28 protein-coding genes are annotated in these 26693 nt (G+C 72.8%); 11 read left to right on the top strand and 17 right to left on the bottom strand.

Translation table 11 applies throughout. The features are described from left to right. Positions 1-211 precede the first annotated feature (211 nt). The 4 genes from ACFC1R_RS12545 (at position 212) to ACFC1R_RS12530 (ending at position 5091) form a co-directional block, all read left to right on the top strand. The gene (locus ACFC1R_RS12545; RefSeq protein WP_375937008.1) at positions 212-1360 is read left to right on the top strand and encodes an MBL fold metallo-hydrolase; all 1149 of its coding nucleotides are present in this window, start codon (positions 212-214) and stop codon (positions 1358-1360) included. Between the two features lie 161 nt (positions 1361-1521). Continuing rightward, positions 1522-3075: a TldD/PmbA family protein gene (locus ACFC1R_RS12540; protein ID WP_375937005.1), complete on the top strand. Its 1554-nt coding sequence runs from the start codon at positions 1522-1524 to the stop codon at positions 3073-3075. Then, a complete protein-coding gene (locus ACFC1R_RS12535; RefSeq protein ID WP_375937002.1) occupies positions 3075-4475 on the top strand; it encodes a metallopeptidase TldD-related protein in 1401 nt (466 codons plus the stop codon). Before ACFC1R_RS12540 ends, ACFC1R_RS12535 begins: the two co-directional genes overlap by 1 nt. A gap of 67 nt (positions 4476-4542) precedes the next feature. Continuing rightward, complete coding sequence (locus tag ACFC1R_RS12530; protein ID WP_375936999.1) at positions 4543-5091, top strand: RNA 2'-phosphotransferase; 549 nt, start codon at positions 4543-4545, stop codon at positions 5089-5091. Between the two features lie 112 nt (positions 5092-5203). On the opposite strand, the gene ACFC1R_RS12525 is transcribed toward ACFC1R_RS12530, so the two are convergent. Next, positions 5204-5965, bottom strand: a complete 762-nt coding sequence (locus tag ACFC1R_RS12525; RefSeq protein WP_375936996.1) for a DUF2127 domain-containing protein — start codon at positions 5963-5965, stop codon at positions 5204-5206. Positions 5966-5986: 21 nt separating this feature from the next. Next, entirely contained in the window at positions 5987-6259 is a 273-nt protein-coding gene (locus tag ACFC1R_RS12520; protein WP_375936993.1) for a GlsB/YeaQ/YmgE family stress response membrane protein, read from the bottom strand. A 198-nt stretch (positions 6260-6457) separates the two neighbouring features. Here ACFC1R_RS12520 and ACFC1R_RS12515 point away from each other — a divergent pair, with 198 nt between their 5' ends. Together ACFC1R_RS12515 and ACFC1R_RS12510 are read left to right on the top strand one after the other, a co-directional pair. Continuing rightward, positions 6458-6787, top strand: coding sequence for a DUF3099 domain-containing protein (locus ACFC1R_RS12515; protein WP_375936990.1), 330 nt, complete (start codon positions 6458-6460; stop codon positions 6785-6787). 282 nt (positions 6788-7069) lie between these two features. Next, complete coding sequence (locus ACFC1R_RS12510; protein ID WP_375936987.1) at positions 7070-7315, top strand: hypothetical protein; 246 nt, start codon at positions 7070-7072, stop codon at positions 7313-7315. A gap of 81 nt (positions 7316-7396) precedes the next feature. Here ACFC1R_RS12510 and moaA read toward each other — a convergent pair whose 3' ends face one another. The 4 genes from moaA to ACFC1R_RS12490 form a co-directional block, all read right to left on the bottom strand. Then, positions 7397-8386 (bottom strand): GTP 3',8-cyclase MoaA, encoded by a 990-nt coding sequence (moaA, locus tag ACFC1R_RS12505; protein ID WP_375936984.1) that lies wholly within the window; start codon positions 8384-8386, stop codon positions 7397-7399. 106 nt (positions 8387-8492) lie between these two features. Further along, positions 8493-10121, bottom strand: coding sequence for a cation acetate symporter (locus ACFC1R_RS12500; RefSeq protein WP_375936982.1), 1629 nt, complete (start codon positions 10119-10121; stop codon positions 8493-8495). After that, the gene (locus ACFC1R_RS12495; RefSeq protein WP_375936979.1) at positions 10118-10516 is read right to left on the bottom strand and encodes a DUF485 domain-containing protein; all 399 of its coding nucleotides are present in this window, start codon (positions 10514-10516) and stop codon (positions 10118-10120) included. Before ACFC1R_RS12495 ends, ACFC1R_RS12500 begins: the two co-directional genes overlap by 4 nt. Positions 10517-10732: 216 nt before the next feature. After that, a complete protein-coding gene (locus ACFC1R_RS12490; RefSeq protein ID WP_375936976.1) occupies positions 10733-11776 on the bottom strand; it encodes a zinc-dependent alcohol dehydrogenase family protein in 1044 nt (347 codons plus the stop codon). Positions 11777-11961: 185 nt separating this feature from the next. On the opposite strand from ACFC1R_RS12490, the gene ACFC1R_RS12485 reads away from it, so the two are divergent. Together ACFC1R_RS12485 and ACFC1R_RS12480 are read left to right on the top strand one after the other, a co-directional pair. Continuing rightward, positions 11962-12969 carry a DEDDh family exonuclease gene (locus tag ACFC1R_RS12485; RefSeq protein WP_375936973.1) on the top strand — a complete coding sequence of 336 codons (1008 nt, stop codon included), beginning with the start codon at positions 11962-11964 and terminating at the stop codon, positions 12967-12969. A gap of 29 nt (positions 12970-12998) precedes the next feature. Next, a complete protein-coding gene (locus tag ACFC1R_RS12480) occupies positions 12999-13886 on the top strand; it encodes an SURF1 family protein (RefSeq protein ID WP_375936970.1) in 888 nt (295 codons plus the stop codon). A gap of 83 nt (positions 13887-13969) precedes the next feature. Here ACFC1R_RS12480 and ACFC1R_RS12475 read toward each other — a convergent pair whose 3' ends face one another. Further along, positions 13970-14926, bottom strand: a complete 957-nt coding sequence (locus ACFC1R_RS12475; RefSeq protein ID WP_375936967.1) for an alpha/beta fold hydrolase — start codon at positions 14924-14926, stop codon at positions 13970-13972. 106 nt (positions 14927-15032) lie between these two features. Between ACFC1R_RS12475 and ACFC1R_RS12470 the strand changes: the two genes are divergently transcribed. Next, a complete protein-coding gene (locus ACFC1R_RS12470) occupies positions 15033-15794 on the top strand; it encodes an SDR family oxidoreductase (RefSeq protein ID WP_375936964.1) in 762 nt (253 codons plus the stop codon). A gap of 156 nt (positions 15795-15950) precedes the next feature. Here ACFC1R_RS12470 and ACFC1R_RS12465 read toward each other — a convergent pair whose 3' ends face one another. The 9 genes from ACFC1R_RS12465 to ACFC1R_RS12425 form a co-directional block, all read right to left on the bottom strand. Beyond that, complete coding sequence (locus ACFC1R_RS12465; RefSeq protein ID WP_375936961.1) at positions 15951-16574, bottom strand: alkaline shock response membrane anchor protein AmaP; 624 nt, start codon at positions 16572-16574, stop codon at positions 15951-15953. 31 nt (positions 16575-16605) lie between these two features. Then, the gene (locus ACFC1R_RS12460) at positions 16606-17187 is read right to left on the bottom strand and encodes a DUF6286 domain-containing protein (RefSeq protein ID WP_375936958.1); all 582 of its coding nucleotides are present in this window, start codon (positions 17185-17187) and stop codon (positions 16606-16608) included. After that, the gene (locus ACFC1R_RS12455; RefSeq protein WP_375936955.1) at positions 17184-17564 is read right to left on the bottom strand and encodes a hypothetical protein; all 381 of its coding nucleotides are present in this window, start codon (positions 17562-17564) and stop codon (positions 17184-17186) included. Before ACFC1R_RS12455 ends, ACFC1R_RS12460 begins: the two co-directional genes overlap by 4 nt. Next, entirely contained in the window at positions 17564-17755 is a 192-nt protein-coding gene (locus ACFC1R_RS12450; RefSeq protein ID WP_045303955.1) for a hypothetical protein, read from the bottom strand. Before ACFC1R_RS12450 ends, ACFC1R_RS12455 begins: the two co-directional genes overlap by 1 nt. Positions 17756-17819: 64 nt before the next feature. Next, on the bottom strand, positions 17820-18341 hold the full coding sequence (locus ACFC1R_RS12445) for an Asp23/Gls24 family envelope stress response protein (protein WP_375936952.1): 522 nt from the start codon (positions 18339-18341) through the stop codon (positions 17820-17822). 179 nt (positions 18342-18520) lie between these two features. Further along, positions 18521-19327, bottom strand: coding sequence for an enoyl-CoA hydratase/isomerase family protein (locus tag ACFC1R_RS12440; protein ID WP_375936949.1), 807 nt, complete (start codon positions 19325-19327; stop codon positions 18521-18523). A gap of 269 nt (positions 19328-19596) precedes the next feature. Next, positions 19597-19830 carry a helix-turn-helix domain-containing protein gene (locus ACFC1R_RS12435; RefSeq protein ID WP_030285640.1) on the bottom strand — a complete coding sequence of 78 codons (234 nt, stop codon included), beginning with the start codon at positions 19828-19830 and terminating at the stop codon, positions 19597-19599. A gap of 329 nt (positions 19831-20159) precedes the next feature. Next, positions 20160-21758 (bottom strand): ABC-F family ATP-binding cassette domain-containing protein, encoded by a 1599-nt coding sequence (locus ACFC1R_RS12430; RefSeq protein ID WP_045303958.1) that lies wholly within the window; start codon positions 21756-21758, stop codon positions 20160-20162. Positions 21759-22026: 268 nt separating this feature from the next. Further along, entirely contained in the window at positions 22027-22944 is a 918-nt protein-coding gene (locus ACFC1R_RS12425) for a hypothetical protein (RefSeq protein ID WP_375936946.1), read from the bottom strand. Positions 22945-23129: 185 nt separating this feature from the next. Here ACFC1R_RS12425 and ACFC1R_RS12420 point away from each other — a divergent pair, with 185 nt between their 5' ends. Next, positions 23130-24011 (top strand): neutral zinc metallopeptidase, encoded by an 882-nt coding sequence (locus ACFC1R_RS12420; RefSeq protein WP_375936943.1) that lies wholly within the window; start codon positions 23130-23132, stop codon positions 24009-24011. Between the two features lie 172 nt (positions 24012-24183). After that, entirely contained in the window at positions 24184-25527 is a 1344-nt protein-coding gene (locus ACFC1R_RS12415; protein WP_375936940.1) for a glycosyl hydrolase, read from the top strand. Here the strand turns inward: ACFC1R_RS12415 and ACFC1R_RS12410 are convergent. Continuing rightward, entirely contained in the window at positions 25504-26664 is a 1161-nt protein-coding gene (locus tag ACFC1R_RS12410; RefSeq protein WP_375936937.1) for a GNAT family N-acetyltransferase, read from the bottom strand. The genes ACFC1R_RS12415 and ACFC1R_RS12410 overlap by 24 nt on opposite strands. Between the last annotated feature and the right edge of the window lie 29 nt (positions 26665-26693).

The raw sequence follows: 26693 nt of genomic DNA, 5'->3' as shown, positions 1-26693 counted from the left end.
CGTTGCACCCTGGGGTCCGTCCGGGCCCTGGGCACGTGACCGGTCCGTGCACAGGTGCGCAGGTGCGGTGAAGTTACTGCGCCCGCGGCCCGATGTGCGGGTGCAGGGTTGCTCGTGCCCCTGCGGCCGTGCATGGTTGCCGTCTGCGGCGACGCGCTCCGGGCGACCGGCGGCGGCCCACCACCGGCGAGAAGGAAAGCGAAGAGAGCGGATGAGCAAGGCACACCCGAGCACCGGCAGTCGCCTGAGGCTTTCGGCCGTCACCGCCCTGGCCCTGGCCGCCGGTGCCACCGCCTGGGCCCTGCGCGAGGTCCCCGCCGCCTTCGGGCGCCGCCCGGACGCCCGCACCGACGACCGGATCCGCAACTCCCCGCAGTTCCGCGACGGCGTCTTCCACAACGCGCCCTCCGAGCTGGCCGGCGCGACTCCCCCCGGCCCGCCGACCGACCGCACCACCCTGCGCCGGCTGCTCTTCGAGCGCGAGGGCCGGCAGCCCGTCCGCCCCGTGCCGGTGGTGGTCCCCGAGGGCGGTGCCCGCCGCGCCGCCGCCGAGGGCATCGAGATCACCTGGTACGGGCACGCCTCCGCGCTGGTGGAGATCGAGGGCCAGCGGGTGCTGCTCGACCCGGTCTGGAGCGAGCGCTGCTCCCCCGTCTCCCAGGTCGGCCCCAAGCGGGTGCACCCCGTCCCGGTCGAGCTGGAGGACCTGCCGCAGGTCGACGCGGTACTGATCTCGCACGACCACTACGACCACCTCGACATGGCCACCGTGAAGCGGCTGGTGGCCGGGCAGTCCGCGCCCTTCGCGGTGCCGCTGGGCATCGGCGGCCACCTGCGCCGCTGGGGCGTGCCCGAGCACCGGATCATCGAGCTGGACTGGGACGAGACCTGCACCCTCGGCGACCTCACCCTCACCCTGACCTCCGCCCACCACTTCTCCGGCCGGGGCACCACCCGCAACACCACCCTCTGGGGCTCCTGGGTGGTCGCCGGGCCGAACCGCAAGGTCTACTACACCGGGGACTCGGGCTACTTCGAGGGCTACGCCGAGATCGGTGAGCGGCACGGCCCGTTCGACGCCGCCCTGGTCCAGGTCGGCGCGTACGACCAGGCCTGGGCCGACATCCACATGACCCCGGAGGACGCGGTCCGGGCCCACCTCGACCTGAGGGCCGGACTGCTCGTCCCGGTGCACTGGTGCACCTTCACCCTGGGCCTGCACCCGTGGGCCGAGCCGATCGAGCGGCTGGTCGCCGAGGCCAAGGCGCAGGCCGTGCCGCTGGCCGTGCCCCGCCCCGGCGAGCGGGTGGACGTCGACAACCCGCCGGAGCTGAGCCCCTGGTGGGAGGGCATCGCCTGAGCGGCGCGGTCGGGGCGCGGACGGGGGCCGCACGGCCCACCCGCGCCCCCGGATGACGAAATTGCCTGGCTGATATCCCGTTGGACCGGACATGATGCGGTGCGGGTACCTCTGTGACGAGGCACCCGCCCCCCGACCATCGACCCGAGCCAGGGAGCCCGATGCCGCCCACATCCAGCGCCGGCACGCCGCACAGCCGCGCCGTCGACCCGCAGTTCCTCGCCTACCCGCTGCGTGCGCTGGCCGACGCCGCGCTCGGCCGGGCCCGCCAACTCGGCGTCAGCCACGCCGACTTCCGCCTTGAGCGGGTCCGCAGCGCGGCCGTACGGCTGCGTGACGCCCGCCCGGCGGGCTCCTCCGACAGCGTCCGGCTCGGCTTCGCCGTCCGGGTGCTGCTGGACGGCGCCTGGGGCTTCGCCGCCGGGGTCGACCTCACCGCCGACGCCGCCGCCGAGGTCGCCGAGCAGGCCGTCGCGGTGGCCAGGCTGGCCGGCGGGATCAGCCGCGCCGCGGGCTCCACGGACCTGGTCGAACTGGCCGAGGAGCCGGTGCACGCCGACGCCAGCTGGGTCTCCGCGTACGAGGTCAACCCGTTCGACGTGCCGGACGCGGAGAAGACCGCGCTGCTCGCCGAGTGGAGCAGCCGCCTGCTGGCCGCCGAGGGTGTCTCGCACGTCCAGGCCAACCTGCTGGCGGTGCAGGAGAACAAGTTCTACGCCGACACCGCGGGCACCGTCACCACCCAGCAGCGCGTCCGCCTCCACCCGTGGCTGGAGGCCACCGCGGTGGACGAGCGGACCGGCGCCTTCGACTCGATGCGCACCATCGCGCCGCCGGCCGGCCGGGGCTGGGAGTACCTGCGCGGAACCGGGTGGGACTGGGACGCCGAGCTGGCCGAACTGCCCGAGCTGCTGGCCGGGAAGATGAAGGCGCCGAGCGTCCGGGCCGGCCGCTACGACCTGGTGATCGACCCGTCCAACCTCTGGCTGACCATCCACGAGTCGATCGGCCACGCCACCGAGCTGGACCGCGCGCTCGGCTACGAGGCCGCCTACGCGGGCACCTCCTTCGCCACCGTCGACAAGCTGGGCTCGCTCAAGTACGGCTCCGGGCTGATGCACGTCACCGGCGACCGCACCGCCGAGCACGGCCTGTCCACCATCGGGTACGACGACGAGGGGGTGGCCACCCAGTCCTGGGACCTGATCAAGGACGGCACCCTGGTCGGCTACCAGCTCGACCGGGCGATGGCCCGGCAGCAGGGCCTGGGCCGCTCCAACGGCTGCGCCTTCGCCGACTCCCCCGCCCACGTCCCGGTGCAGCGGATGGCCAACGTCTCGCTCCAGCCGGTCGCGGGCGGCCCCGACACCGAGGGCCTGATCGCGGACGTGGAGAACGGGTTGTACATCGTCGGCGACCGTTCATGGTCGATCGACATGCAGCGGTACAACTTCCAGTTCACCGGGCAGCGCGCCTTCGCCATCCGCAACGGCCAACTGGCCGGCCAGGTCAAGGACTTCGCCTACCAGGCCACCACCACCGACTTCTGGGGCTCGATGAGCGCCGTCGGCGGTCCGCAGACCTACGTCCTCGGCGGCGCCTTCAACTGCGGCAAGGCCCAGCCGGGCCAGATCGCGGCGGTCAGCCACGGCTGCCCCAGTGCGCTCTTCCGCAACGTCAACGTGCTCAACACCCAGCAGGAGGCGGGTCACTGATGAACGCAACTCAGCCCCACGAGCTGGTCGAGCGCGCCCTGCAGCTCTCCCGTACCGACGGCTGCGTGGTGATCGCCGACGAGGAGTCCTCCGCCAACCTCCGCTGGGCGGGCAACGCGCTCACCACCAACGGCGTCAGCCGGGGCCGCAGCCTGACCGTCATCGCCACCGTGGACAAGGGCCAAAGCGGCACCTCCTCGGGCGTGGTCACCCGCGAGGCCGTGACGCTGGACGAGGTGGAGAGCGTCGTCCGGGCCGCCGAGGAGGCCGCCCGGGCCGCCGAACCGGCCGAGGACGCCCAGCCGCTGGTCGCCGACCGGCCCTCCTCGCCGGACTTCACCGAGGCCCCCGCCGTCACCACGGTCGAGGTCTTCACCGAGTTCGCACCGGCCCTCGGCGAGGCCTTCGCCCGGGCCCGGGCGGCCGGCCAGCTGCTGTACGGATTCGCCAACCACGAGCTGACCACCAGCTACCTCGGCACCTCCACCGGCCTGCGGCTGCGCCACGTGCAGCCGACCGGCTCGGTCGAGATCAACGCCAAGACCGCCGACCTCTCCTCCTCCGCCTGGGTCGGCGCCGCCACCCGGGACTTCCGCGACGTGGACGTCGCCGAGCTGCACGAGCAGCTCACCCGGCGGCTCGCCTGGGGCCAGAAGAAGATCGACCTGCCCGCGGGCCGGTACGAGACCCTGCTGCCGCCGTCGGCCGTCTCCGACCTGCTGATCTACCTGCACTGGTCCTCCGGCGGCCGGGACGCGGCCGAGGGCCAGACCGTGTTCAGCAAGCCCGGCGGCGCCACCCGGATCGGCGAGAAGCTCACCGAGCTGCCGCTGACCCTGCGCACCGACCCCGCCGAGCCGGGCCTGGAGGCGGCCCCCTTCGTGGTCGCCCACAGCTCGGACGACTCCCAGTCGGTCTTCGACAACGGCCTGCCGCTGACCGCCACCGACTGGATCCGCGACGGCAGGCTGGTCAACCTCATCACCACCCGCCACTCGGCCGGCCTCACCGGCCTGCCGCTCACCCCGCCGATCGACAACCTCGTCCTGGAGACCGCCGACCAGGCGGCCGCACCCACGCTGGACGAGATGATCGCGCGCACCGAGCGCGGCCTGCTGCTCACCTGCCTCTGGTACATCCGCGAGGTGGACCCGGCCACGCTGCTGCTCACCGGCCTCACCCGGGACGGCGTCTACCTGGTCGAGAACGGCGAGGTGGTCGGCGAGGTGAACAACTTCCGGTTCAACGAGTCCCCGGTCGACCTGCTCAGCCGGATCACCGAGGTCGGCCGCACCGTGCCGTGCCTGCCGCGCGAGTGGGGCGACTACTTCAACCGCGCCGCGATGCCGCCGGTCCGCGTCGCCGAGTTCAACATGAGCTCGGTCAGCCAGGCGTCGTAGCGGCACACCGTCGGCCGACGTCGGCCAGTACCGGCCGACATCGGCCACCGTCGGAAAGGTCCTCGGAGTGGACGAGAAACAGCTGGTCAAGACCTCGAAACTGCTGTCCCGGGTGCTGCGGCACGCCCCGGACTCGGTCGGGGTCACCCTGGACGGGAACGGCTGGGTGCGGGTGGACACCCTGCTCGCCGCCCTCGCCCGGCACGGCAGGCGGATCGGCCGGGCCGAGCTGGACGTCGTGGTCGAGACGAACAACAAGCGTCGCTTCGCCTACTCCGAGGACGGCCGGTCCATCCGTGCCAGCCAGGGCCACTCGGTGCCGGTGGACCTCGCCCTCCCCACCACCCAGCCGCCGCCGGTGCTCTACCACGGCACCACCGGGCGCGCCCTGGAGGCGATCTTCCGGGAGGGCCTGCGCCCGATGTCCCGGCAGGACGTCCACCTCTCCGTGGACACCGAGACGGCCGTACGGGTGGGTTCCCGGCACGGACGGCCGGTCGTGCTGGCCGTCGACGCCGCCGCGATGGCCGCCGCCGGTCACCTCTTCAGGGTCAGCGCGAACGGCGTCTGGCTCACCGACGCCGTCCCGCCCGGCTACCTCAGCCGACAGTCCTGAGGCCGCCGGCCGGCCCGCCGCGCTTCGAGGCGGCGCCCCGCCGCGCCCTGCCCCGTCCCGGGCGGGGCGGGGCGGGGCGGGCCGGGGCGGGCCGGGGCGGGCCTGAGCACCCTCAGTCGGCCGGCCCGGCGGCGGCCCGCTCGACCTCCAGCAGGGACCCTGAGCGGCGCGCGGCCTGGTAGGCGGCCTTGCCTCCGCGCAGCCCGAACAGCCGCTTGGCGAACAGCAGGTAGACCACCGCGAAGACGTTCAGCAGAAAGATGACGATCTTCACCACCGTGACCCGGTCGACGAGTTCGTAGATCTCCAGCGGCAGGAACACGGCCGTGGCGACGAGCGCGAAGTACTCGCCCCAGCGGGCCAGCCGCCACAGGCCCACCGCCTCCACCAGCTCGACCGCGGCGTAGGCGAACAGCCCGGCCGCGACCAGCAGGAGCGTCTGCGGCCTGGTGTCCAGCAGGTGCCTCAGGTGCCCCACCGTCGAGCTGGTGTCCAGGTTCACGGCGAACACCTCGGCCAGCGCGCCGGCCCGTGGCAGCGCCCGCCCGAACAGCTCCCGCAGCGAGTTCTCCGAACGCTCGAACCGGACCAGGGCGTAGCCGAGTACCAGGAAGAGCAGGCCCCTCAGCAGCCGTTCGACGGCGAGCAGGCGCAGGATGACGGCATCCCTGAGCGCAGGGCCGCGGAGCACCTGCGGCGCCCGGTCGGCCGGACCCGAGCCCTGGGGCGGGCCGGGGGCGAACACGGCGCAGCGCAGGCAGCGCCACGCCGGGCCGCTCGGTGCCACGGCCCGCAGCCGGTCGCGGAGCGCCGGCTCGTCGGGGGCGTAGGTGACGTGGCCGCTGAGGGCGCAGACCGCCGTGTTCCAGTCCACCGCCGTGGGCGCCCGGTCCGGTCACGGACCGGGCTTGCTGCGGGCGGCCCAGAGCGGCGTGACCACCACGATCAGCACGACGGCGGCGCCCAACTGGAAGGCGTGCCGCCACCAGTCGAAGCCCCTGGTGTCGGCGACCCCGAAGAGGTGGGCCACCAGGTTGCCGATGATCGCTCCGATCACTCCCAGCAGCACGGTCAGCCAGAGCGGGATGTTCTGCTTGCCCGGGATCAGCAACCGCGCGATGACGCCCAGAATCAGTCCCTCGATCAGCGCTGAGATGATCGCCCACATGGCAGCTCCCTGAGATCGGTCCTGCCGATCAGTGTTCGCCGCGCCCGGCCCGGCCGCACTCCGGGATCCGCCGTTCTACGGGCGGCGGCGGCGCGGACGCTCTCCGCCTCCCCCGCTCTGCTGCCCGGGCGCGGTGCGGCGTACCGTGAAGTGGCCGTACTCCGCGATGGGTGCGGGTGCAGACGGGAGCGGTGGGTCATGAGCAAGAGCAAGCAGGTGTTCCGGATCACCGGAGCACGCACCAGCCTCTCCGACGACGTGCGGGGCCGTCAGCGGCGCTACGTGATCTCCATGCTGCTGCGCACGGTGTGCGTGCTGCTCGCGGTGGTGATGTGGGACGTGCAGCGGCTGGTGGCCTACGCCGCGCTCGCGGGAGCGGTCCTGCTGCCGTACTTCGCCGTCCTGATCGCCAACGCCGGCCGGGAGAAGGCTCCGGGTCTCCCGAGCACCTTCGCGGTACCGGCCGACACCCCTCTGATGCTGGGTCCGGGAGGCACCGGAGGGGGCGGCGCCTCGAAGGAAAGCTGACAGAGCCTCAAGAGCTGCTGTCCGCTTTGCGCCTGTATGTCAGGATAAGAACCCCTGAAAGCTCAGATGCAGCTCAGATTAATCATGAAAGAGCTAGCCATCCGGGGGTCAAGCCGTGACATACTGCGTACGCGCTCCGCATCCCCCGTCGGAGCGACAGACCGACGCCGGGCGGCTCCCCCCGTGGCTGCCCGGCGTCGTCATGCCCTCTTGTCGGCCCTCCCGGCGGCGAGTGCGAGACTGGCCGTGCACAGCGCCACCGCGACTCCCAGGACGGCTCCCATGGACACCCCCTCGCATCCGCTCTTCGGCGCGCCGGACGGCCCCGAGGGTCCACCGGTCTGCTCCGGGAAGGGCTGCCGCCGGTCCGCCGAGTGGGTACTGGTGTGGAACAACCCCAAGCTGCACACCCCGGACCGGCGCAAGACCTGGCTCGCCTGCGACGAGCACCGTGAGCACCTCGCCCAGTTCCTGGGCGTACGGGGGTTCCTGAAGGAGGTCGTGGCCTTCCCCGACTTCCGGGGCTGAGCCGGCACCGGCACCAAGAGCCGCGCCGGGTCGAGGGCCGCGCTGGGCCGGGAACCACGCGGGGCCGGAGCGCGGGCGCGGCTACCCGCCGATCGCCGACATCGGGCGGTCGGGCTGGAGGAACTCGGGGTTGTCGATCCCCGCACCGGCCTTCTTGCCCCACATCGCCGCCCGCCACAGCTCGGCGAGCTCGGCGTCGCCCGCGCCGGAGCGCAGCGCCGTCCGCAGATCGGTCTCGCCGGTCGCGAAGAGGCAGTTGCGGACCTGGCCGTCGGCGGTGAGCCGGGTACGGTCGCAGGCGCGGCAGAACGGGCGGGTGACCGAGGCGATCACGCCGACGCCCGCCGGGCCGCCGTCCACCAGCCAGCGTTCGGCGGGTGCCGCGCCCCGGGCGGCGGACGGCTCGGGGGTGAGCCGGAAGCGGGCGTGCAGCCGGTCCAGGATCTCCTCGGCAGTGACCATCTTCGAGCGGTCCCAGCCGTGTTGGGCGTCCAGCGGCATCTGCTCGATGAAGCGCAGCTCGTACCCGCGCTCCAGGCACCAGGCCAGCAGGTCGGCGGCCTCGTGGTCGTTGACGTCGCGCATCAGCACGGTGTTGACCTTCACCGGGGTGAGCCCGGCGGCCTCGGCAGCGGCCAGGCCGTCCAGGACGTCCTGGTGGCGCCGGCGGCGGCTCAGGGTGTGGAAGGTCCCGGCGTCCAGGGTGTCGAGCGAGACGTTGACCCGGTCCAGACCGGCGGCCTTCAGCGCCGTGGCCGTCCGGGCCAGGCCGATGCCGTTGGTGGTGAGCGAGAGCTCGGGGCGCGGCGCCAGTGCGGCGCAGGCGGCGACGATGCCGACCAGGCCGGGTCTCAGCAGCGGCTCGCCGCCGGTGAACCGGACCTCGCGGACGCCCAGGTCGCGGACGGCGAGCGTGACCAGCCGGACGATCTCCTCGTCGGTCAGCAGATCGGGCTTGGCCAGCCACTGCAGACCCTGTTCCGGCATGCAGTAGGTGCAGCGCAGATTGCACCGGTCGGTGAGGGAGACCCTCAGGTCGACCGCCTGCCGGCCGAAAGTGTCGAGGAGCATCGCGGCCCCCTTCCCGAGAAAAGCCGGCCCGGCCGCCGCATACGGCGGGCCGGGCCAGCTTATCCGGGCGCTCGGACACCTCTTCGAGGCGTCCGCCGTACGGACGTCAGTGGGCACCCAGTCCGGTGAGCGAGCGGACCTCCAGTTCAGCGTACTTCGCCGGGTCGGCGGTCTCCCCGGCGAGCAGGGTGCCGATCCAGCCGGCCAGGAAGCCGATCGGGATGGAGACCAGGCCCGGGTTCTCCAGCGGGAACCAGTGGAAGTCGCTGTGCGGGAGGAGCGAGGTCTTGGAGCCCGAGACCACGGGGGAGAAGACCACCAGGACCACCGAGGAGATCAGGCCCGCGTAGACCGAGCTGACCGCACCCACCGTGTTGAAGCGCTTCCAGAACAGCGAGTACAGCAGGGTCGGCAGATTGGCGGAGGCGGCCACGGCGAAGGCCAGGGCGACCAGCGCGGCCGTGTTGAGCTTGTCGGCGAAGATGCTCAGCACGATGGCGATCGCGCCGATCGCCACGGCCGCCAGCTTGGCGGAGCGGACCTCCTCGGTCTCGCTCGCCCGCCCGCGCCGGATCACGTTGGCGTAGAGGTCGTGGGCGAAGGAGGCGGAGGAGGCCAGGGTGAGACCGGCGACCACGGCGAGGATGGTGGCGAAGGCGACCGCGGAGATCACCGCGAGCAGGATCGCGCCGCCGGTGGAGCCCGCGCCGCCGCCGAGCTCCTGGGCGAGCAGCGGGGCGGCGGTGTTCCCGGCCGCGTTGGACGCCTTGATGGTCGCCGGGCCCACCAGGGCGGCCGCGCCGAAGCCGAGCGCCAGCGTCATCAGGTAGAAGACCCCGATGATCCCGATCGCCCAGAGCACCGACTTCCGGGCCGCCTTGGCGGTGGGCACGGTGTAGAAGCGGACCAGGATGTGCGGCAGTCCGGCGGTCCCGAGGACCAGGGCCAGGCCGAGGCTGATGAAGTCCAGCTTGGTGGTCCCCGAGGTGCCGTACTTGAGTCCGGGCTCCAGGAAGGCGGAGGCCTTGCCACTGGCGTCGGCGGCGGCACCGAGCAGGCTGGAGATGTTGAAGTGGTACCTAGCCAGGACCAGGACGGTCATCAGTGCGGCGCCGGCGATCAGCAGCACGGCCTTGACGATCTGCACCCAGGTGGTGCCCTTCATGCCCCCGATGACGACGTAGACCACCATCAGGGCGCCGACCGCGACGACCGTCCAGCGCTTGGCCCCCTCGCCGCTGACGCCGAGCAGCAGGGCGACCAGCGAGCCCGCGCCGACCATCTGGGCCAGCAGGTAGAAGATCGACACCACGATGGTGGAGATCCCGGCGGCGGTGCGGACCGGGCGCTGGCGCATCCGGAAGGCGAGGACGTCGGCCATCGTGTAGCGGCCGGAGTTGCGCAGAGGTTCGGCGATCAGCAGCAGCGCGACCAGCCAGGCGACCAGGAACCCGATCGAGTAGAGGAAGCCGTCGTAGCCGAAGAGGGCGATCGCGCCGGCGATGCCGAGGAAGGAGGCGGCGGACATGTAGTCGCCGGAGATCGCCAAACCGTTCTGGAAGCCGGTGAAGCCCCGGCCGCCGGCGTAGAAGTCGGCGGCGTCCCTGGTCTGGCGCCCGGCCCAGACGGTGATGCCGAGGGTGGTGAGCACGAAGACGCCGAAGAGCGTCATGGTGAGGCCGCGGTGGCTGCTCGCGGCGGTGGCCAACTGGGCGGCGGCCGGGACGGCTGTCATTCGGCGGCCTCCTGGGACAGGCGGGTGGCGGAGCTCTGGTGGGTCACGCGCAGGGCGGCGGCCCGGTGGTTCTCGCGGATGGCGGCGGCCGACGGGTCGAGCCTGCGGTCGGCGAAGCGGGCGTACCAGGCCGCGATGGCGAAGGTGCTGACGAACTGCAGCAGACCGAGCACCAGGGCGACGTTGATGTGCCCGACGACCTTGGTCGCCATGAACGCGGGGGCGTAGCTGGAGAGCAGCACGTACAGCAGGTACCAGAGGATGAAACCTGCGGTCACCGGAAAGGCGAACCCCCGGAAGGACCCGCGCAGCGAGCGGAACTCCTCGGACCGGTCGACGCGTTGGCCCTCCGGCGGGGCCGGTTCTTCGTGTTCTTCGTGCGGCGGAGTGTCCATTCGGTGTCTCCTGACGTCTTCGGTGCACTACGGGACGAGGGCAACGTGAGAGACGTCACACTCGCGCGTGCCGCTGCATGCTAGATCCGCCGGACGGCCGCCGACAGGCTGCCGGGCCCGATGGGCGACATCTGGCCGAAAATCGACCGTGACATGCCGAGGGGCGGCCCCGCCGTGCGGCGCCGCCCCGTCTGACGATCCGTCAGAAGCCTTGCGTCAGAAGCCGATCCGGACCTTGAGTGCGGAGCGCTCGTCCATCGCCCGGTAGCCGTCGGGCACTCCGGCCAGGTCGACCGTGCGGTCGAAGACCAGGCCGGGGTCGATGGCCCCGGAGAGCACGTCGGGGAGCAGCTCGGGGATGTACGCGCGGGCCGGGGCGACACCGCCGTTCAGCGAGACGTTGCGGCCGAACATCTGGCCGATGTCCACGCCCGCGCTGCCGCCGTGCGGGACCCCGACGTAGCCGACCGCGCCACCGTCGCGGGCGATGGAGATCGCGGTCCGCATGGACTCCTCGGTGCCGACGGCCTCCAGCACGGCGTGCGCGCCCTGCCCGCCCGTCAGCTCCTTCACCGCCTCGATCGCCGCCTCGCCGCGCTCGGCGACCACGTCGGTGGCGCCGAACCTGCGGGCGATGTCGGTCCTGACCTGGTGGCGGCCCAGCGCGATGACCCGGCCCGCGCCGAGCCGGTGCGCCGCCAGCACGCCGCACAGGCCGACCGCGCCGTCGCCGACCACGGCCACCGTGGCACCGGGGCGGACCCCGGCGGAGACGGCCGCGTGGTGGCCGGTGCTCATCACGTCGGAGAGCGCCAGCAGTCCGGGCAGCAGCTCCTGGTCGCCCGCCGCCTCCTTGGGCAGCTGGACCAGCGTGCCGTCGGCGAACGGGACGCGGACCGCCTCGCCCTGGCCGCCGTCGGAGCCCACCTCGCCCCAGAATCCGCCCTCGGGGCAGGAGGTGTGCAGGCCCTCGCGGCAGAAGTCACAGGTCCCGTCGGACCAGACGAACGGGGCCACCACGAAGTCGCCGGGCCTGAAGCCGGAGACCTCGGAGCCGACCTCCTCGACGATGCCGAGGAACTCGTGCCCGATCCGCTGCCCGGCCTCGCGGGCGGCCACGCCCCGGTACGCCCAGAGGTCACTGCCGCAGATGCAGGCGTTGACCACGCGGACCACCGCGTCGGTCGGCCGCTGGATCCTCGGGTCGGGCACCTCCTCGATCCGGATGTCGTTCGGGCCGTGGATCACGGTGGCGCGCATGAGGGGTTCCTTCGCGGTGAAAACGTGGCGCCGTCACAGGGTGCGGACGGCTCGGGCGATTCGCCCATATGTACGACTCCCCCCTCGCCCACTCTATTCCGGAGTGTCACGTACGCCACTTCCGCCCACCCGCACCCGACCGGTTCGGCCCGGGCTGTGGGCGGCCGCCCTTAGAGTGGTTGACCATGCATGCGATCCAGTCCCCCAGCGACGACTCCGCCCTGGCCGACTCCCCCTGGGCCGCGCCGCTCCCGGCGCAGCGCACCGGCGAGCACGGCCGGGGTTTCGCCGTGGTCGACGTGGAGACCACCGGGCTCGGCCGCTCGGACCGGATCATCTCCGCCGGTGTCTACCAGCTGGACGCCTTCGGCGAGGTGACCGACAGCTGGTACACGCTGGTGAACCCGGAGCGCGACCCGGGCCCGGTCTGGATCCACGGCCTGACCAGCGGGATGCTCGCCGGTGCGCCGCTCTTCCGGGAGATCGCGGACGAGCTGGGCGAGCGGCTGCGCGGGCGCGTGATGGTGGCGCACAACGCGCTCTTCGACTGGAACATGATCTCGCGCGAGTACTCGCGCGCAGGGTTGCGCGCCCCCGTGGAGCAACGGCTCTGCACCATGGTGCTCTCCCGCGACCTCGGCCTGCCGCTGCCCAACGGCAAGCTGGCCACCCTGGCCCAGTACTTCGGCGTGCAGCAGCGCCAGGCGCACAACGCGCTGGACGACGCCCGGGTGCTCGCCGAGGCGTTCCGGCCCAGCCTGCACCTCGCCCGCCAGGGCGGCATCCCGCTGCCGCTGACCACCTGCGTGGCCGTCACCGACCTCGGCGAGGACGGCCAGGCCCCCGCCCGGGGTTCCTGGAGCTCCTCGTACCGCTCGGCGAGCAAGAAGCGGCCGCCCTGCCCGTACCCGAACCCCGGCCGCTGGCAGGACGGCAGCCCGCTGATGCAGGGCATGCGGGTCGCCATCACCGGCGACACCGCCACCGACCGCGAGCTGCTGGAGGACCGCGCCGTCGAGGCGGGCCTGCACATCGCCACCTCGGTGAGCCGGCTCACCAGCCTGCTGGTCACCAACGAGCCCGACAGCTGGAGCGGGAAGGCCCGCAAGGCCCGCGAGTACGGCACTCCGGTGCTCGGCGAGGACGCCTTCCTCCACCTGCTGAGAGAGGTAGCCCCGCACCCCGGTGTCTGACCGGGGATAAGTGGGCGTAGCGTGCCGTTGTGTACCGATTCCTGCTCTCCCGGCGTTGGGCGATCATCACCTTGATCGTCCTGCTACTGATTCCCACCATGGTCCGGCTGGGTTTCTGGCAGCTGCACCGCCACGAGGCCCGGGTGGCCCGCAACGAGCTCATCGCGACGAACCTGCAGGCCGCCCCCGTCCCCTTCGACTCGATCTCGTCCGGCCCCGGCTTCAACGTGCCGACGGACCGGACCTGGCAGGCGGTGACGGCGAGCGGGCGGTACGACGCGGAGCACGAGTTCGTGATCCGCAGCCGGCTGGAACCGAACGGGACCAGCGTCGGCTTCTTCGTGATCACCCCGCTGAAGCTGGCCGACGGCAGGGGCGAGGTCCTGGTGAACCGCGGCTGGGTGGACTCCCCCGGCGACGCGACCAGCTACCCGACGGTCCCCAGGCCGCCGAGCGGGGAGATCACGCTGACCGGCCGGATGCGGGCCGACGAGACCACCGCGAGCAGCGGCATCAGGGACCGGGGCGGGCTGCCCCCGCGCCAGTTCAAGCTGATCAACAGCGCCCAGCAGGCCGAGGAGAACGGCACCACCGTGCTCGGCGGCTACCTGGAGCTGGTCTCCACCAGCCCCGCCCCGAGCGGTGACGCGCCCGAGCTGCTGCCCGAACCCGAGCACTCGGACATCGGCCCCCACATGGCGTACGCGATCCAGTGGTGGCTGTTCGCCGCACTGGTACCGGTCGGCCTGGTGATCCTGGCCCGCCGCGAGGCCAAGGAGCGTGCCGCCGAGGCCGCCAGGCCGACCGCCACCGGGGCCCCGGGGCCCGACCCGGAACAGCGCTCCGACCCGGCGCCCGACCCGGAACCGGGCTCCGGCCCGGAGCCCGAGCCGGAGCCGGAGCCGGTCACCGCCTGACTCCGCGCGACCGCCGACGCGGGGCACCCGGCCCCGCCCGGTCACCGCTGGTACCAGGAGCCGCCGGGCCACCGGGCCGGACGTCAGAGTCCGGCCAGGAAGTCGATCAACGCCTCGTTGACCTCCTTGGGCCGCTCCTGCTGGGTCCAGTGACCGGTGTCCGGCAGCCAGACCGTCTCCCGCAGGTTGGGGGCCACCTCGGTGAGCCTGCCGAGGCCCTCACGGGCCGCGGGGTTGGCGACCACGAGGTCCCGCTCCCCCGCGACGAACAGCGCGGGCGGCAGGATCCGGGCCCCCTGCCAGGCCGCGGTCAGCTCCCAGGAGCGGTCCAGGTTGCGGTACCAGTTCAACGGGCGGGCGAAGCCGCTCTGCTCGAACTCTGCTGCGTAGAAGTCGAGATCACGCTCCGTCAGCCAGTCCGGCAGCCGGTCCGGGCCCTGGAAGATGTCCAGGAATCCGCCACCCTCCGGCACCAACGGCACTCCCTGCGAGCCGAGTTCGCCCTTCCCGCCCAGGACCTTGCGGAAGCCGGTCCGCGGATCACGCTCCAACTCAGCCTCGGGGGCGCCGAGTTGCTGGAAGTACAGCATGTAGTGCGCCTCCCCGAAGAGATGGCGCAGCACGGCGGTCGGCGCGGCGGGACTGCGCGGGGCCGGCGGCACCGAGAGGCCGACCACGCCCCGCACCAGGTCGGGACGGAACAGCGCCGAAGCCCAGGCGACCGGCGCACCCCAGTCGTGGCCGACCACCACCGCACGCTCCTCGCCGAGCGCCGGGATCAGCCCGAGCGCGTCGCCGGCCAGGTGCGGGATGGTGTACGCCTCGACCTCGTCGGGGCCGCCGGTACGGCCGTACCCGCGCTGGTCCGGTGCGACCGCGTGGTACCCGGCCTCGGCGAGCGCGGCGAGCTGGTGCCGCCAGGAGTACCAGCTCTCGGGGAAGCCGTGCAGCAGCAGGACCAGCGGGCCCGTCCCGGCCTCGGCCACATGCATCCGCAGGCCGCTCGCGGATTCGACGTAGCGGTGCGAAATCTCGGTCATCTCGGCATCCCTCCGGTTCACGTCAACTGACCCACTGTCAGCCTGGCTGCGCCACCGGGTCAAGCACCTCTCCCCATCGGGCGGGCGGAGCAGGCAGGATGTCCTCATGGATCTCGGACTTCAGCAGAAGGTGTACGTACTGACCGGCGCCACCAGGGGGCTCGGCCTGGCCTCCGCGCGCGAACTGGTCGCCGACGGCGCCCGGGTGGTGCTCAGCGGCCGCAGCAAGGAGTCGCTGGACGCCGCCGTCGCCGGACTCGGCGGCCCGGACCACGCGCACGGGGTGGTCGCCGACAACGCCGACCCCGCCACCGCCGGGCAGTTGATCGCGGCCGCGAAGGAGCACTTCGGGCGGTTCGACGGCGTACTGATCAGCGTCGGCGGCCCGACCGCCGGGCCCGTCCTGCTCGCCGAGGACGAGTCCTGGCGCAGCGCCTTCGAGTCGGTGTTCCTCGGCGCGCTGCGGATCGCCCGCACGGCGGCCGGTGAGCTGGGCCCGGGCGGTGTGATCGGGTTCGTCCTCTCCGCCTCGGTACGCCAGCCGATCCCCGGCCTCGGGATCTCCAACGGCCTGCGGCCCGGCCTGGCGATGGCCGCCAAGTCGCTCGCCGACGAGCTCGGTCCTCGCGGCATCCGGGTCGTCGGCCTGCTGCCCGCCCGGATCGACACCGACCGGGTGCGCGAACTGGACGCCATCGGCGGCGAGCCCGAGGCCGCCCGCGAGCAGGCCAACGCCCAGATCCCGCTCCGCCGTTACGGCACCCCCGAGGAGTTCGGCAAGGTGGCCGCGTTCCTGCTCTCGCCGGCCGCCTCCTACCTGACCGGAGTGATGGTCCCCGTCGACGGCGGCGCCCTGCGCACCCTCTGAGACAGCACCCCCAAAGGCGCGGGGCGCCTCGCGACAGGCCGTGCACCTCCAGCGGCGCTCCCCGGGCCCGGACCGGGAGGGCCCGATCGCGCGCTCCCTGCGCAGCTGCCCCGCCCCCCCCGGGCAGAGCCGGCCAATCGGGCAGAGCCCAGCAGCTCAGAGCACCCGGGGCGGCTCCGGCTCGGCCTTCCGTCGCGGGGTGGCCACCCGCAGCCGGAGGTGGACGGGGAGGTCCGGCAGGCCGAGGCTGGTTCTGGCGTGGACCAGGGGGCCGGTGTGGAACTGTTCCAGCAGGTCGTCGGGGCGACCGCTCGCCCGGAGCCGGACGGCCACCCGCAGCAGCGGCCGGCGTCGGTTTCCGACCAGCCGCACCCGGGCTCCGAGCACGTCGGGCAGGTCGCCGGTCTCCGCCGCCACCGCCTCTTCCAGGGCCCGGCTGCGCAGCCGCAGCACCGCCCCGCCGCCGTCCGGCACGGGCAGCCGCAGCACGGCGGGGCCGCTGCGGCGCAGCTGAGCGAAGATCCACCAGAGGGCCCCGGCGAGCAGCAGGACGAGGACGCCGATGACGGTCGGCCACCACCAGTCGCGGTCGGCCCACCTGGTCCGGGCTGCGGCGCCGACCAGCGGCTGGTCCGGCGAGGTGAGCGGCCACCAGCCCGGGTGCCCAAGCCCGATCCGCCCGTACAGGTCGAAGCCCCCGGCGAGTACCAGCACCCCGCCGACCAGCAGGAACAGTCCGGCCACGGCCACCACGGCACGGTTGACGGCGGTTCGGCTCATCCTCGGCTCCTCCGGCGGCCCTTCCGGCTGCTCACCCGGTTGCTCCTCCCGTTCCCCCGGCCCGCCGACGGACCCGGACGTCGAGCTGGTGCGGGACCGCCAGCGGGATCCGGGCGAGCTCGGCGCGCAGGTGCCGCTGGATGACCACCGGATCGGCCGCGCTGCTGACGGTCACCCGGATCCGGGCACCGCGGACCCGGACGTCCACCGCGTCCACGTCGGCGAGGTCCCAGGTGCGGTCGGCGATCAGCGTGGCCAGGCCGGCACGGTCGATCACCGTACCGGGCCGGCGCAGCGGCAGTCGGCGCCGCAGCCCGGGTGCGAGGGCGAGCCGGCAGAACCAGAGGCCGAGCAGGACGGCGACACCCGCCCCGATCCGCACCCCGGTGTCGTCCAGGTGCCGCACGGCCAGCTGACGGGCGAGCTCGGCCCGCCAGGGCCTGGCCGGGTGCCCGGTACGCACGGCGATCACGTCATGGAGCAGCCCCCCGCCGATCACCAGGACGGCGCCGGCGACCAGCCCGGCCCAGGCCGTCCTCGGCGCTCTCGGCCGCCGCACCCGGCCGGGCCGCTGTGCACCCCCGGCCGACGGCGTCGGCTCCTGCACCGTCACCGCTCGTCCTCCACCGCGGCCGTCCCCGCGGCCTGCACCGGGACCAGCCGCTCGACCACCACCGCGACCTCCGCGAGCCGGACGCCCGTCAGTGCCGCCACCTGCTCGGCGACCTTCGCCCGGACCAGCAGGGCCAGCGCGGCGAGGTCCGCCGGGTAGGGGAGGTCGAGCCCCAGGGTGAGCCGCCTGGCCCGGCCGATCGCGGTCACCGAGACCCTCGGGGTCGTGGTCGCCCGCCCCGCACGTCCGGCCCACGCGACGGCCAGGGTGTCGCGGGCCGCGCGGGCGGCGATCCGGGCCAGCACCCGGTCGGCGATCCGCAGCGCGCCGCGCTCCGCCGGGGCCCGTCGCCCGGCGGCGGGCCCGGGCTGCGCCATCAGCGCCGCCGATCGCGGCCGCGCAACAGCTCGCCCAGGTCGCTGAGTTCGATGTCGCCCTCCAGCAGCCGTCCGACCACGAAGCCCACCGCGCCCAGCACGGCGACCAGCAGGAAAGCGGCGAAACCCCCGAAGTAGCCGGCGAAGCCCAGGGCCATGCCGACCACCAGGCCGATCAGGGCCAAATTCATCCGGCTGCTCCTCTTCTTCCGGTTCCGTCTGCGCCGCCGCCCGTCCGGCCGGCGACGTCGCCTGCTACTGCAACCTGCGGCGCTGCCCGGAGGATGCGGGTTCGTCCTCTTCCTCGTCCTCGTCCGGCTCGTCCGGCAGGTGCACGTCGTTGACCGCGATGTTGACCTCGACGACCTCGAGTCCGGTCGTCCGCTCCACCGCCGCGATGATGTTCTCCCGTACCTGCGTGGCCAGTCGGGGGATCACCACGCCGTACTCGACCACCAGCGCGATGTCGATGGCGGTCTGCTTCTCGCCGACCTCGGCCTTGATCCCGCGCCCGACGCTCGACCTGCCGCCCGGCACCCGGTCCCGCATCGCGCCGAAGGTCCGGGCCAGTCCGGAGCCGAGCGCGTGGATGCCGGTGACCTCACGGGCGGCCATCCCGGCGATCTTCTCGACCACGGAGACCGCGATCACGGTACGGCCCCGGTCCGCGGAGTGGGTGGCGGCGGCCGGGGCCGGGGCCGGCCTGGGGGCGGGGGTGGGGGTGGGGCGGTGGGGGTCGTTCTTCTGCAGGTCGGCGGGCGTCGGGGTGTCGGGCACGGTGGCTCTCCTGTGTTCTGCCGTCCAGCTATATCGCAGATCAGCCCAACTCTGACACTCCGCCACGAAATGCGCGCGCCGGGCCGACGGCCCGAAAGGCCGTTCCACAGACGGGAACAGCGAGCGGCCCGGCCCGGGGGGAACACCCCCGGACCGGGCCGCTCGCCGGACCGCCGCGATCAGTCGCCGAGGCCGGCCAGGTCACGCAGCCGACGGGCCTGTGCCACCCGTTCGGCCGAGCGCTGCTCCTCGAACGAGCGCCCGGCGGCGCCCTGCAGCAGGGCCTTGGTCTCGATCACCGCGCTGCGCGGGGCGGCCAGCAGTGCCGCGGCCAGGTCCCGTACGGCGTCGTCCAGCTCGGCCGCGGGGACGGCGAGGTTGGCCAGGCCGGTGGCGACGGCCTCTTCGGCACCGACCCAGCGCCCGGTCGCACAGATCTCCAACGCCCTTGCGTAACCTACCAGTTCGGTCAGCGGCTTGGTCCCGGCCAGGTCGGGGACCAGACCGAGCGAGGTCTCCTTCATGGCGAACTGGACGTCCTCGGCGACCACTCGGAGGTCGCAGCCGAGCGCGAGCTGGAAACCGGCCCCGACCGCGTGCCCCTGGACGGCGGCGATGCTGATCAGGTCGGGGCGGCGCCACCAGGTGAACGCCTCCTGGTAGCCGGCGATGGTCTCGTCCAGGTCCTTGTCCCCGGCGGCGGCCAGCTGGAGGAAGTTGCGCTCGCCCGGGATGCCCTCCGGGGTGAACATCGCCCGGTCCAGACCGGCCGAGAAGGACACGCCCTCGGCCCGGAGCAGTACCACCCGGACGGTGCCCGGCAGGGTGCGGCCGATCTCGGCGAGCGCCCGCCACATCGCGGGCGACTGGGCGTTCCGCCGCTTCCCGTTACAGAGGGTCACCACGGCGGTCTCGCCGTCGAGTTCGAACCGGACTCCGGCCTCTTCCCACTGCTTCGGGTCGGGCTCGATGGCGGGGGCGGTCATGGCGATACCTCCAGCAGACGCACAACTGCATGAACATGCGGACGGACCACAGGGCTACTGGAGAGTAACAAATCAAAGCCCCCACCGGACAGAGTCATGTTCACACAACCGGGAAATAGCACGCCGGAAATGACGATCGGCGGTCCGGGTTGGCCGGCCGCCGAATCGTCTGAAGCTGTCGGATCTGATGCTGCGCACTCGCACGCCCCGCTGCCTCGGCGTGCTGTAGGGGGTGAGCGTGCGGCACCGGCTCACTCGGTGATGGAGCGTCAGGAACCCGCTGCCGCAGTAGCCTTGTTCTTACCGCGCGTCGCACCGCCGCGCCCCCGGAGGATGACCCCGGACTCGCTCAACATGCGGTGCACGAAGCCGTAGGAGCGACCGGTCTCCTCCGCCAGGGCACGAATGCTCGCCCCGGAGTCGTATTTCTTCTTAAGATCGGCCGCGAGCTTCTCACGCGCGGCACCGGTCACCCGGCTGCCCTTTTTCAGAGTCTCGGCCACCCGTGCCTCCTCGTAGCTGTGCTCGGTCAGATTCCCATGATCACCCATAGCCAGGCTCCTGGCCACCCATTCGACAAGGTCGATACCGGGAAAGCGCAGTCTGCCGGTGGTGCTCACAGCGCACAAGGGCGCTCACCCTGGGTGCACGCGCCCCCGTCGGATCCAGCCAGCAGAGACGAAAGAGCTGATCAGCAGCACCGGCCCGCCGCTTGAACAGCGACGGGCCGGTGGTGGGGAAGTTAAACGGAATCCTCGACTCTCTCATTCCCGAAGTTGCCGAAGGACGAGAGTTTCTACGTCGGATAGCTGATTACGCGTCTACTCCGAGGTCAGGCCAGCGAGACCAGATCCGCATAGGCGGGGCTCCAGAGGTCCTCGACACCGTCCGGAAGCAGGATGATCCGCTCCGGCTGGAGCGCGTCGACCGCGCCCTCGTCGTGGGTGACCAGCACGACCGCGCCGGAGAAGGAGTGCAGCGCACCGAGGATCTCCTCGCGGCTGGCCGGGTCGAGGTTGTTGGTGGGCTCGTCCAGCAGCAGCACGTTGGCGCTGGAGACCACCAGTGAGGCCAGCGCGAGACGGGTCTTCTCACCACCGGAGAGGACGCCGGCCGGCTTGTCCACGTCGTCGCCCGAGAACAGGAAGGAGCCGAGGATCTTGCGGATCTGCACCAGGTCGGTGTCCGGCGCGGCCGAGCGCATGTTCTCCAGCACCGTCCGGTCCGGGTCCAGGGTCTCGTGCTCCTGGGCGTAGTAACCGATCTTCAGGCCGTGGCCCGGGATCACCTCGCCGGTGTCCGGCTTCTCGACGCCCGCCAGCATCCGCAGCAGGGTGGTCTTGCCGGCACCGTTGAGACCCAGCACGACGACCCGCGAACCGCGGTCGATCGCCAGGTCGACCCCGGTGAAGATCTCCAGCGAGCCGTAGGACTTGGAGAGGTCGCTGGCCGTCAGCGGGGTCTTGCCGCAGGGGGCCGGGTCCGGGAACCGCAGCTTGGCGACCTTGTCGGAGACCCGGACCTGCTCCAGGCCGGCCAGCAGCTTCTCGGCGCGACGGGCCATGTTCTGCGCGGCGACCGTCTTGGTCGCCTTGGCGCGCATCTTGTCGGCCTGCGAGTTGAGGGTGGCGGCCTTCTTCTCGGCGTTGGCGCGCTCGCGCTTGCGGCGCTTCTCGTCGTCCTCGCGCTGCTGCTGGTACTGCTTCCAGCCCATGTTGTAGATGTCGATCGCGGCGCGGTTGGCATCCAGGTAGAAGACCTTGTTGACGACCGTCTCGACCAGGTCGACATCGTGCGAGATCACGATGAAGCCGCCCTTGTAGGTCTTCAGGAAGTCCCGGAGCCAGGCGATCGAGTCGGCGTCGAGGTGGTTGGTCGGCTCGTCCAGCAGCAGGATGTCGGCGTCCGAGAAGAGGATCCGGGCCAGCTCGACACGGCGGCGCTGACCGCCGGAGAGGGTGTGCAGCGGCTGGCCGAGGATGCGGTCCGGCAGGCCGAGCGCGGCCGCGATGGTGGCGGCCTCGGCCTCGGCGGCGTACCCGCCCTTGGTGAGGAACTCGGTCTCCAGGGTGGAGTACTTCTTCATCGCCTTGTCGCGGGTGGCGCCCTTGCCGTTGGCCATTCGCTCCTCGTTCTCGCGCATCTTCTTCAGCACGGTGTCGAGGCCGCGGGCGGAGAGGATCCGGTCACGGGCGAGGACGTCGAGGTCGCCGGTGCGCGGGTCCTGCGGCAGGTAGCCGACCTCGCCGGAGTTGGTGACCGTGCCGGAGGCCGGGAGGCCCTCGCCGGCCAGCACCTTGGTGAGCGTCGTCTTGCCGGCACCGTTGCGGCCGACCAGTCCGATCCGGTCACCGGGGGCGATCCGGAAGTTGGCGGACTCGATCAGGATGCGGGCACCGGCACGGAGTTCGAGGGCGTTGGCGGAAATCATGGCTGGAAGAGACTCCTGGGACGTGGGCGGGCACCTGGACCTGGACGCGACACAGGGCCGGAGCGCTTGGGACGGGACGACACGACACGCGGAGGTCGGCACACCGCCCGGAGGGGCGCGCCGGCTGCCCGCTAATGCCCGGGGGAAACAGCCATACGGGTCAGTCTACCGGGCCCGCCGGGAAGCCCCGGCGGAACAGTGCCCGCCACGGGTCCGGGCCGGCCGGCCCGGGCGGCACCCGGTCACCGGCGGCGGGTCCGTGATCCGCTCAGGGCTTGGAGCAGGTGCCCTCGGGCCTGACGGCCTCGAACACGACCGCCGGAGTGCCGCAGACCGGTTCCAGGGCGCCCTGGACGGTGTCGAAGGTCCGGGTGCCGACGATCGGGCCGTCGTCGACGGCCGCCCGGTGGCCGTCCAGCCGGTGCAGCAGGACGTTCGGGCCGGCGTTCAGCAGCCAGTTCGGGGCGTCCAGCCGGAACCCGGTGATCAGGCCGGGCAGCGGGTGACCCGCGCCGTTGCCGCCGGTGCAGCTGCGGGGCACCAGCACCGTGTTGTCGGTGTGCACGGTGCGCAGCGGGTCGTAGGAGCAGCCGGCCAGCGGGCGCGCGTTGAACCGCAGATCGCCGTCGCGGTCCCGGAAGCCCATGGTCAGCGCCGGGGTCACCACGGCGACCCAGGGCTCGGGCTCGGTGACGGGTTGCAGGGCGGCGGCCGCGCGCTCCAGCTCGGTGTCCCGGCGCTCGGTGTCGCTCCTGGTCTCGGCGCCGGGTTCGCCGACCGCCCGCAGCCAGTCGGCGAGCCCGGGGACGGCCCGGTGCCAGCGGACCGCGTGGTCGCTGGGCCGGACCGAGGTGATCATGCCGTCGTCCCAGACCACCACGGCGCTCTCCCCGGCCATCGCCAGGTGCAGCGCGGTGGCGCCCTCCCGACGGTAGGACCACAGGTGCTCGCCGGTGGTCTGGTCGTACGCCTCCAGACCGGGGCCGACCTTGAGTTCCAGGTTGCCGGTGGCCAGCGACTGGGCGCTCACCGGGCTGGCGTCGGCGACACCGGGCTCGTCCACCCGGTCCCCGAACGGCACCGGCTTGTTGGCATGCGCAGCAGCCCCGGCTCCGAGCACCAGCAGGACCGCCAGGCCGGGGAGGACCGATCGGGGGCTGAGAGAACGCACCGGCTTCCAGGACACGGCCGGAGCGTACCCCCCGCACGCGCGTCCGTCAGCTGAACCCACCCCGCCACCCGAAGGGGTGGCAGTGCCCGCCCGGGTCCCGCCCACCGCGCCGACCTGCGGTTCTCGACGGGCAACCGGGCGGGACGGCCGTTATCGTGCGACTGCGAGGGCTGGACGGACTGTTACAGAGGTGAGACAGGATGCAGTTCGACGATCAGGCGGACCTGGACACCTCGCAGGTGCAGGACCGGCGCGGGATGTCCGGCGGGAAGGTTGCGGTCGGCGGCGGCGCGGTCGGGCTGATCGGGCTGCTGCTCGCGCTCCTCCTCGGCGTCGACCCGAACACGCTGGGGCTCTCCGGCGGCGGGGGCGGCAGCGCCGGGCCGACCACCGCGAGCGAGGTCCAGACCACCTGCAGGACCGGCGCGGACGCCAACCAGCGGCAGGACTGCCGGATCGTCGGCGTGGTCAACAGCGTGCAGAACTACTGGGCCACCGAGTTCAACCGTCGCGGTGTGAACTACTCCCCCGCCGAGACCGTGCTCTTCACCGGCCGGGTCTCCACCGCCTGCGGCCCGGCCACCTCGGCCGTCGGCCCGTTCTACTGCCCCGCCGACCAGACCGCCTACTTCGACCTCGGCTTCTTCGACGAGCTGCACACCCGGTTCGGCGCCAGGGGCGGCCCGTTCGCCGAGGCGTACGTGGTGGCGCACGAGTACGGGCACCACATCCAGAACCTCACCGGGACGATGGACCGGGTCGGCCGGGACCGGCAGGGCGCCAACTCCGCCTCGGTGAAGCTGGAGCTCCAGGCCGACTGCTACGCGGGCGTCTGGGCCTACAACGCGACCCGGACCCCGCAGGCGAGCACCGGACGTCCGCTGATCACCAGCCTCACCGACGCCGACATCGCCCAGGGCCTCGACGCGGCGGCGGCGGTCGGTGACGACCGGATCCAGAAGCAGGTCACCGGCCGGGTCAATCCCGAGAGCTGGACCCACGGCTCGGCCGCCCAGCGCCAGCAGTGGTTCAGCACCGGCTACCGGACCGGCGACATGGCGCAGTGCAACACCTTCGGCTGAACCGGCGTCCGATCGGTCCCGGTGATCCGCATGACCTGCCACTTTTGAGTGACATGCGGCTTTTTCAGCCGTTCGGGGCCCTAACGTCGTGATCCCGGCCTCCCCGCACGCCCCGCGTCCGGCCCGGGCCGCTCCGGCACCGCTGCTCCGGCACCGCCCCCGAGGAGAAGACATGCGACTCGGCCGCCTCACCCTGGCTGCCTCCGCACTGCTGCTGGTGACCACCGCGAGCATCCCCTCCGACACTCCGCCGAGCGGCACCGAACGGCACGCGGCCGTCTCCTCGGACACCGTCCTGCCGCGCGGCGCCGCGCCCCGGCCCAACGTCCACCGGACCAGGCACGAGGTGCCGTTCGGAGCGTTCGTCGGCTCCTGGGACAACCACATCCCGGAGATCGCCAAGATGGCGCGCTGGCTGAACGGCGCCAACATGCAGGTCGGCCACACCTACCTGGCCGGGAACAGCTGGAAGGACATCGAGGGCGAACCGGTGGTCCTCGGCCTCTGGTCGCAGTGGCGGCTGGCCGACCCCGGGCGCAAGCTCGTCCTCGGCGTACCGATGCTGGCGCCCAACGAGGACCACCTCCCGGACAGCGAGGTGGTCCGACTGCTGGCCCGGGGGAACCGGGGCGAGTTCGACCAGCACTTCCTCCGGCTGGCCAGGCGGCTGGTGGCGCTCGGCGGCGGCGACACCGTCATGACCCTCGGCTGGGAGATGAACGGCATCACCTACACCCACCGCTGCAAGCCCGACCCCACGGCCTGGAAGGCGTACTGGCGGCGGATCGTCACGGTGATGCGCTCGGTGCCCGGCCAGCACTTCACGTTCGACTTCGCACCGACCCGCGGCCTGGACGCCGTCCCGTGGACCCGCTGCTACCCCGGCGACGACGTGGTCGACATCATCGGCATGGACAGCTACGACCAGCCGGCCGGCGCCACCTTCGACGACTACGTCTCCGAGCCGTACGGGCTCCAGGACCAGGTCGAGTTCGCCGCCAAGCGCGGGAAGCAGGTCTCGTACCCGGAGTGGGGGCTGTTCCGCAACGGAGACAACCCCGAGTTCGTCCGGCGCATGGTGGAGTGGATGCGCACCCACGACACCGCGTACCAGACCGTCACCGACTACTGCCCGCACGGCTTCTGGGAGTGCAGCCGCAACCCGCGCTCCAGCGCGCTCTTCAAGCAGCTGATGTCCGGTTCCAAGGGTGCGGGCGCCGCAGTCGGCGACGGCACCGCGGGCACCGCCACCCAGGCGCCGTCGGCGACGCCGAGCACCCGGCCCAGCCCGACCCCGAGCACCCGGCCGAGCCCGGAGCCCAGCGGACGGCCCACCGGGCAACCGGGCGGATGGCCCACCGCGTGGCCGCCCGGGTGGCCCGGCGGCGGCTACCGGCCGGGCGACTTCTACGGTCCGACGGGTGGCCGCGAACCGGCCGGGAACTGGGTGGGCCCCTGGCTCAACGGGCTGCTCGGCGGCGCCTTCGGGCCGTCAGCTCCGCCGTCGGGCCACTAGCGCCTCCTTCAGCCGGGGAAGCCGGGTGCTCAGCAGCTGGACGAGCACCCGGCGAACCGTCACCCGGACGGCGCGGGCGGCGGCGAACGGCGCGAGGCGGCCGGGCCCCAGCACCAGCCGCTGGTTGAACAGCTGGTCCGGGCGCCAGCGCTGCTTGTACGGCTCCTGCCCGCGCAGCAGGCTCAGCACCGGGATCTCGGCCGCGCGCACCTCGTCCAGGGCGACGCCGAAGAGCAGTCCCGCGATGTCCAGTCGCTCGCGCAGCCTCGGGTGGGCGCCGTACATGTACAGGCCGCCGAAGGACGGGCAGAGCAGCAGCAGGTTGACCGCGACCACCTCGCCGTCGAGGCGGTAGCGGTGCAGCGCGGCCCGGCCGGTGGCGACCAGGCCGGTGGTGGACTCGGTCAGATGGGCGGCGAAGCGCTCGGTCCGGTGCTCGGCCGTGACACCGCGCTCCTGCCACTGGAGGAAGTGCAGCCGCAGCAGCTCCTCGATCGCGCGCGGCACCTCCTCGGGCGGCACCGAGCCGACCTCGACGCCCGCGGCGGCGATCTTGCGCTGCTTGACCCGGCTGCGCTGGGCGGTCTTGCCGGGCAGCCGCTTGAGCAGCTCCTCCATCGGCACGGCCGGGAGGTACTGGCAGAGCGAGTCCGCGAAGCGGTGGCGGCGGCCCTGCCAGTGCTCGACGACCTTCCAGAGCGCCGCTTCCGGGCGCACCTCGGACAGCTCCAGGCTGTGCCAGGGCCGGCGGAGCGGGAGGGCCCGGGCGAGTTCGGCGGCGGCGCGGTCGGCGCAGGCGTCGTCCAGCAGGACGTCGGTGAAGTCGACCAGGCCGGCGCCGAGGTTGATCAGGCCGCCGAAGGGACCGCGGCGCCGCAGCGCCACCGCGCCGACCAGCCGCTCGTCCCGGCGGACCAGCACCACCACCAGAGCGCCCGGGCGGCCGTAGTGGCGCCACCAGGAGCACAGCCAGACGGCGGCCTGGTACGGAGTCGCGGTGGCGCACCGGCCCGCCAGGTCGTCCCACTCCTCGGCCAGCCGGTCGAGCGCGTCGTCGGACCGCAGCACCTCGGCCCGCCAGCTCGGCGCCGTCGGCTGCGCGGGCAGGTCGACCCCGTTCAGCTGCTCGGTGGTCATCGCCCGCCACCGGCTTCCCGGCCCGCCCG

The sequence above is a fragment of the Kitasatospora sp. NPDC056138 genome, assembly GCF_042264695.1.
Lineage (GTDB): Bacteria > Actinomycetota > Actinomycetes > Streptomycetales > Streptomycetaceae > Kitasatospora.
Note: the sequence above shows the minus strand (reverse complement) of the source record. Positions and strands in the feature narration are given on the sequence as shown.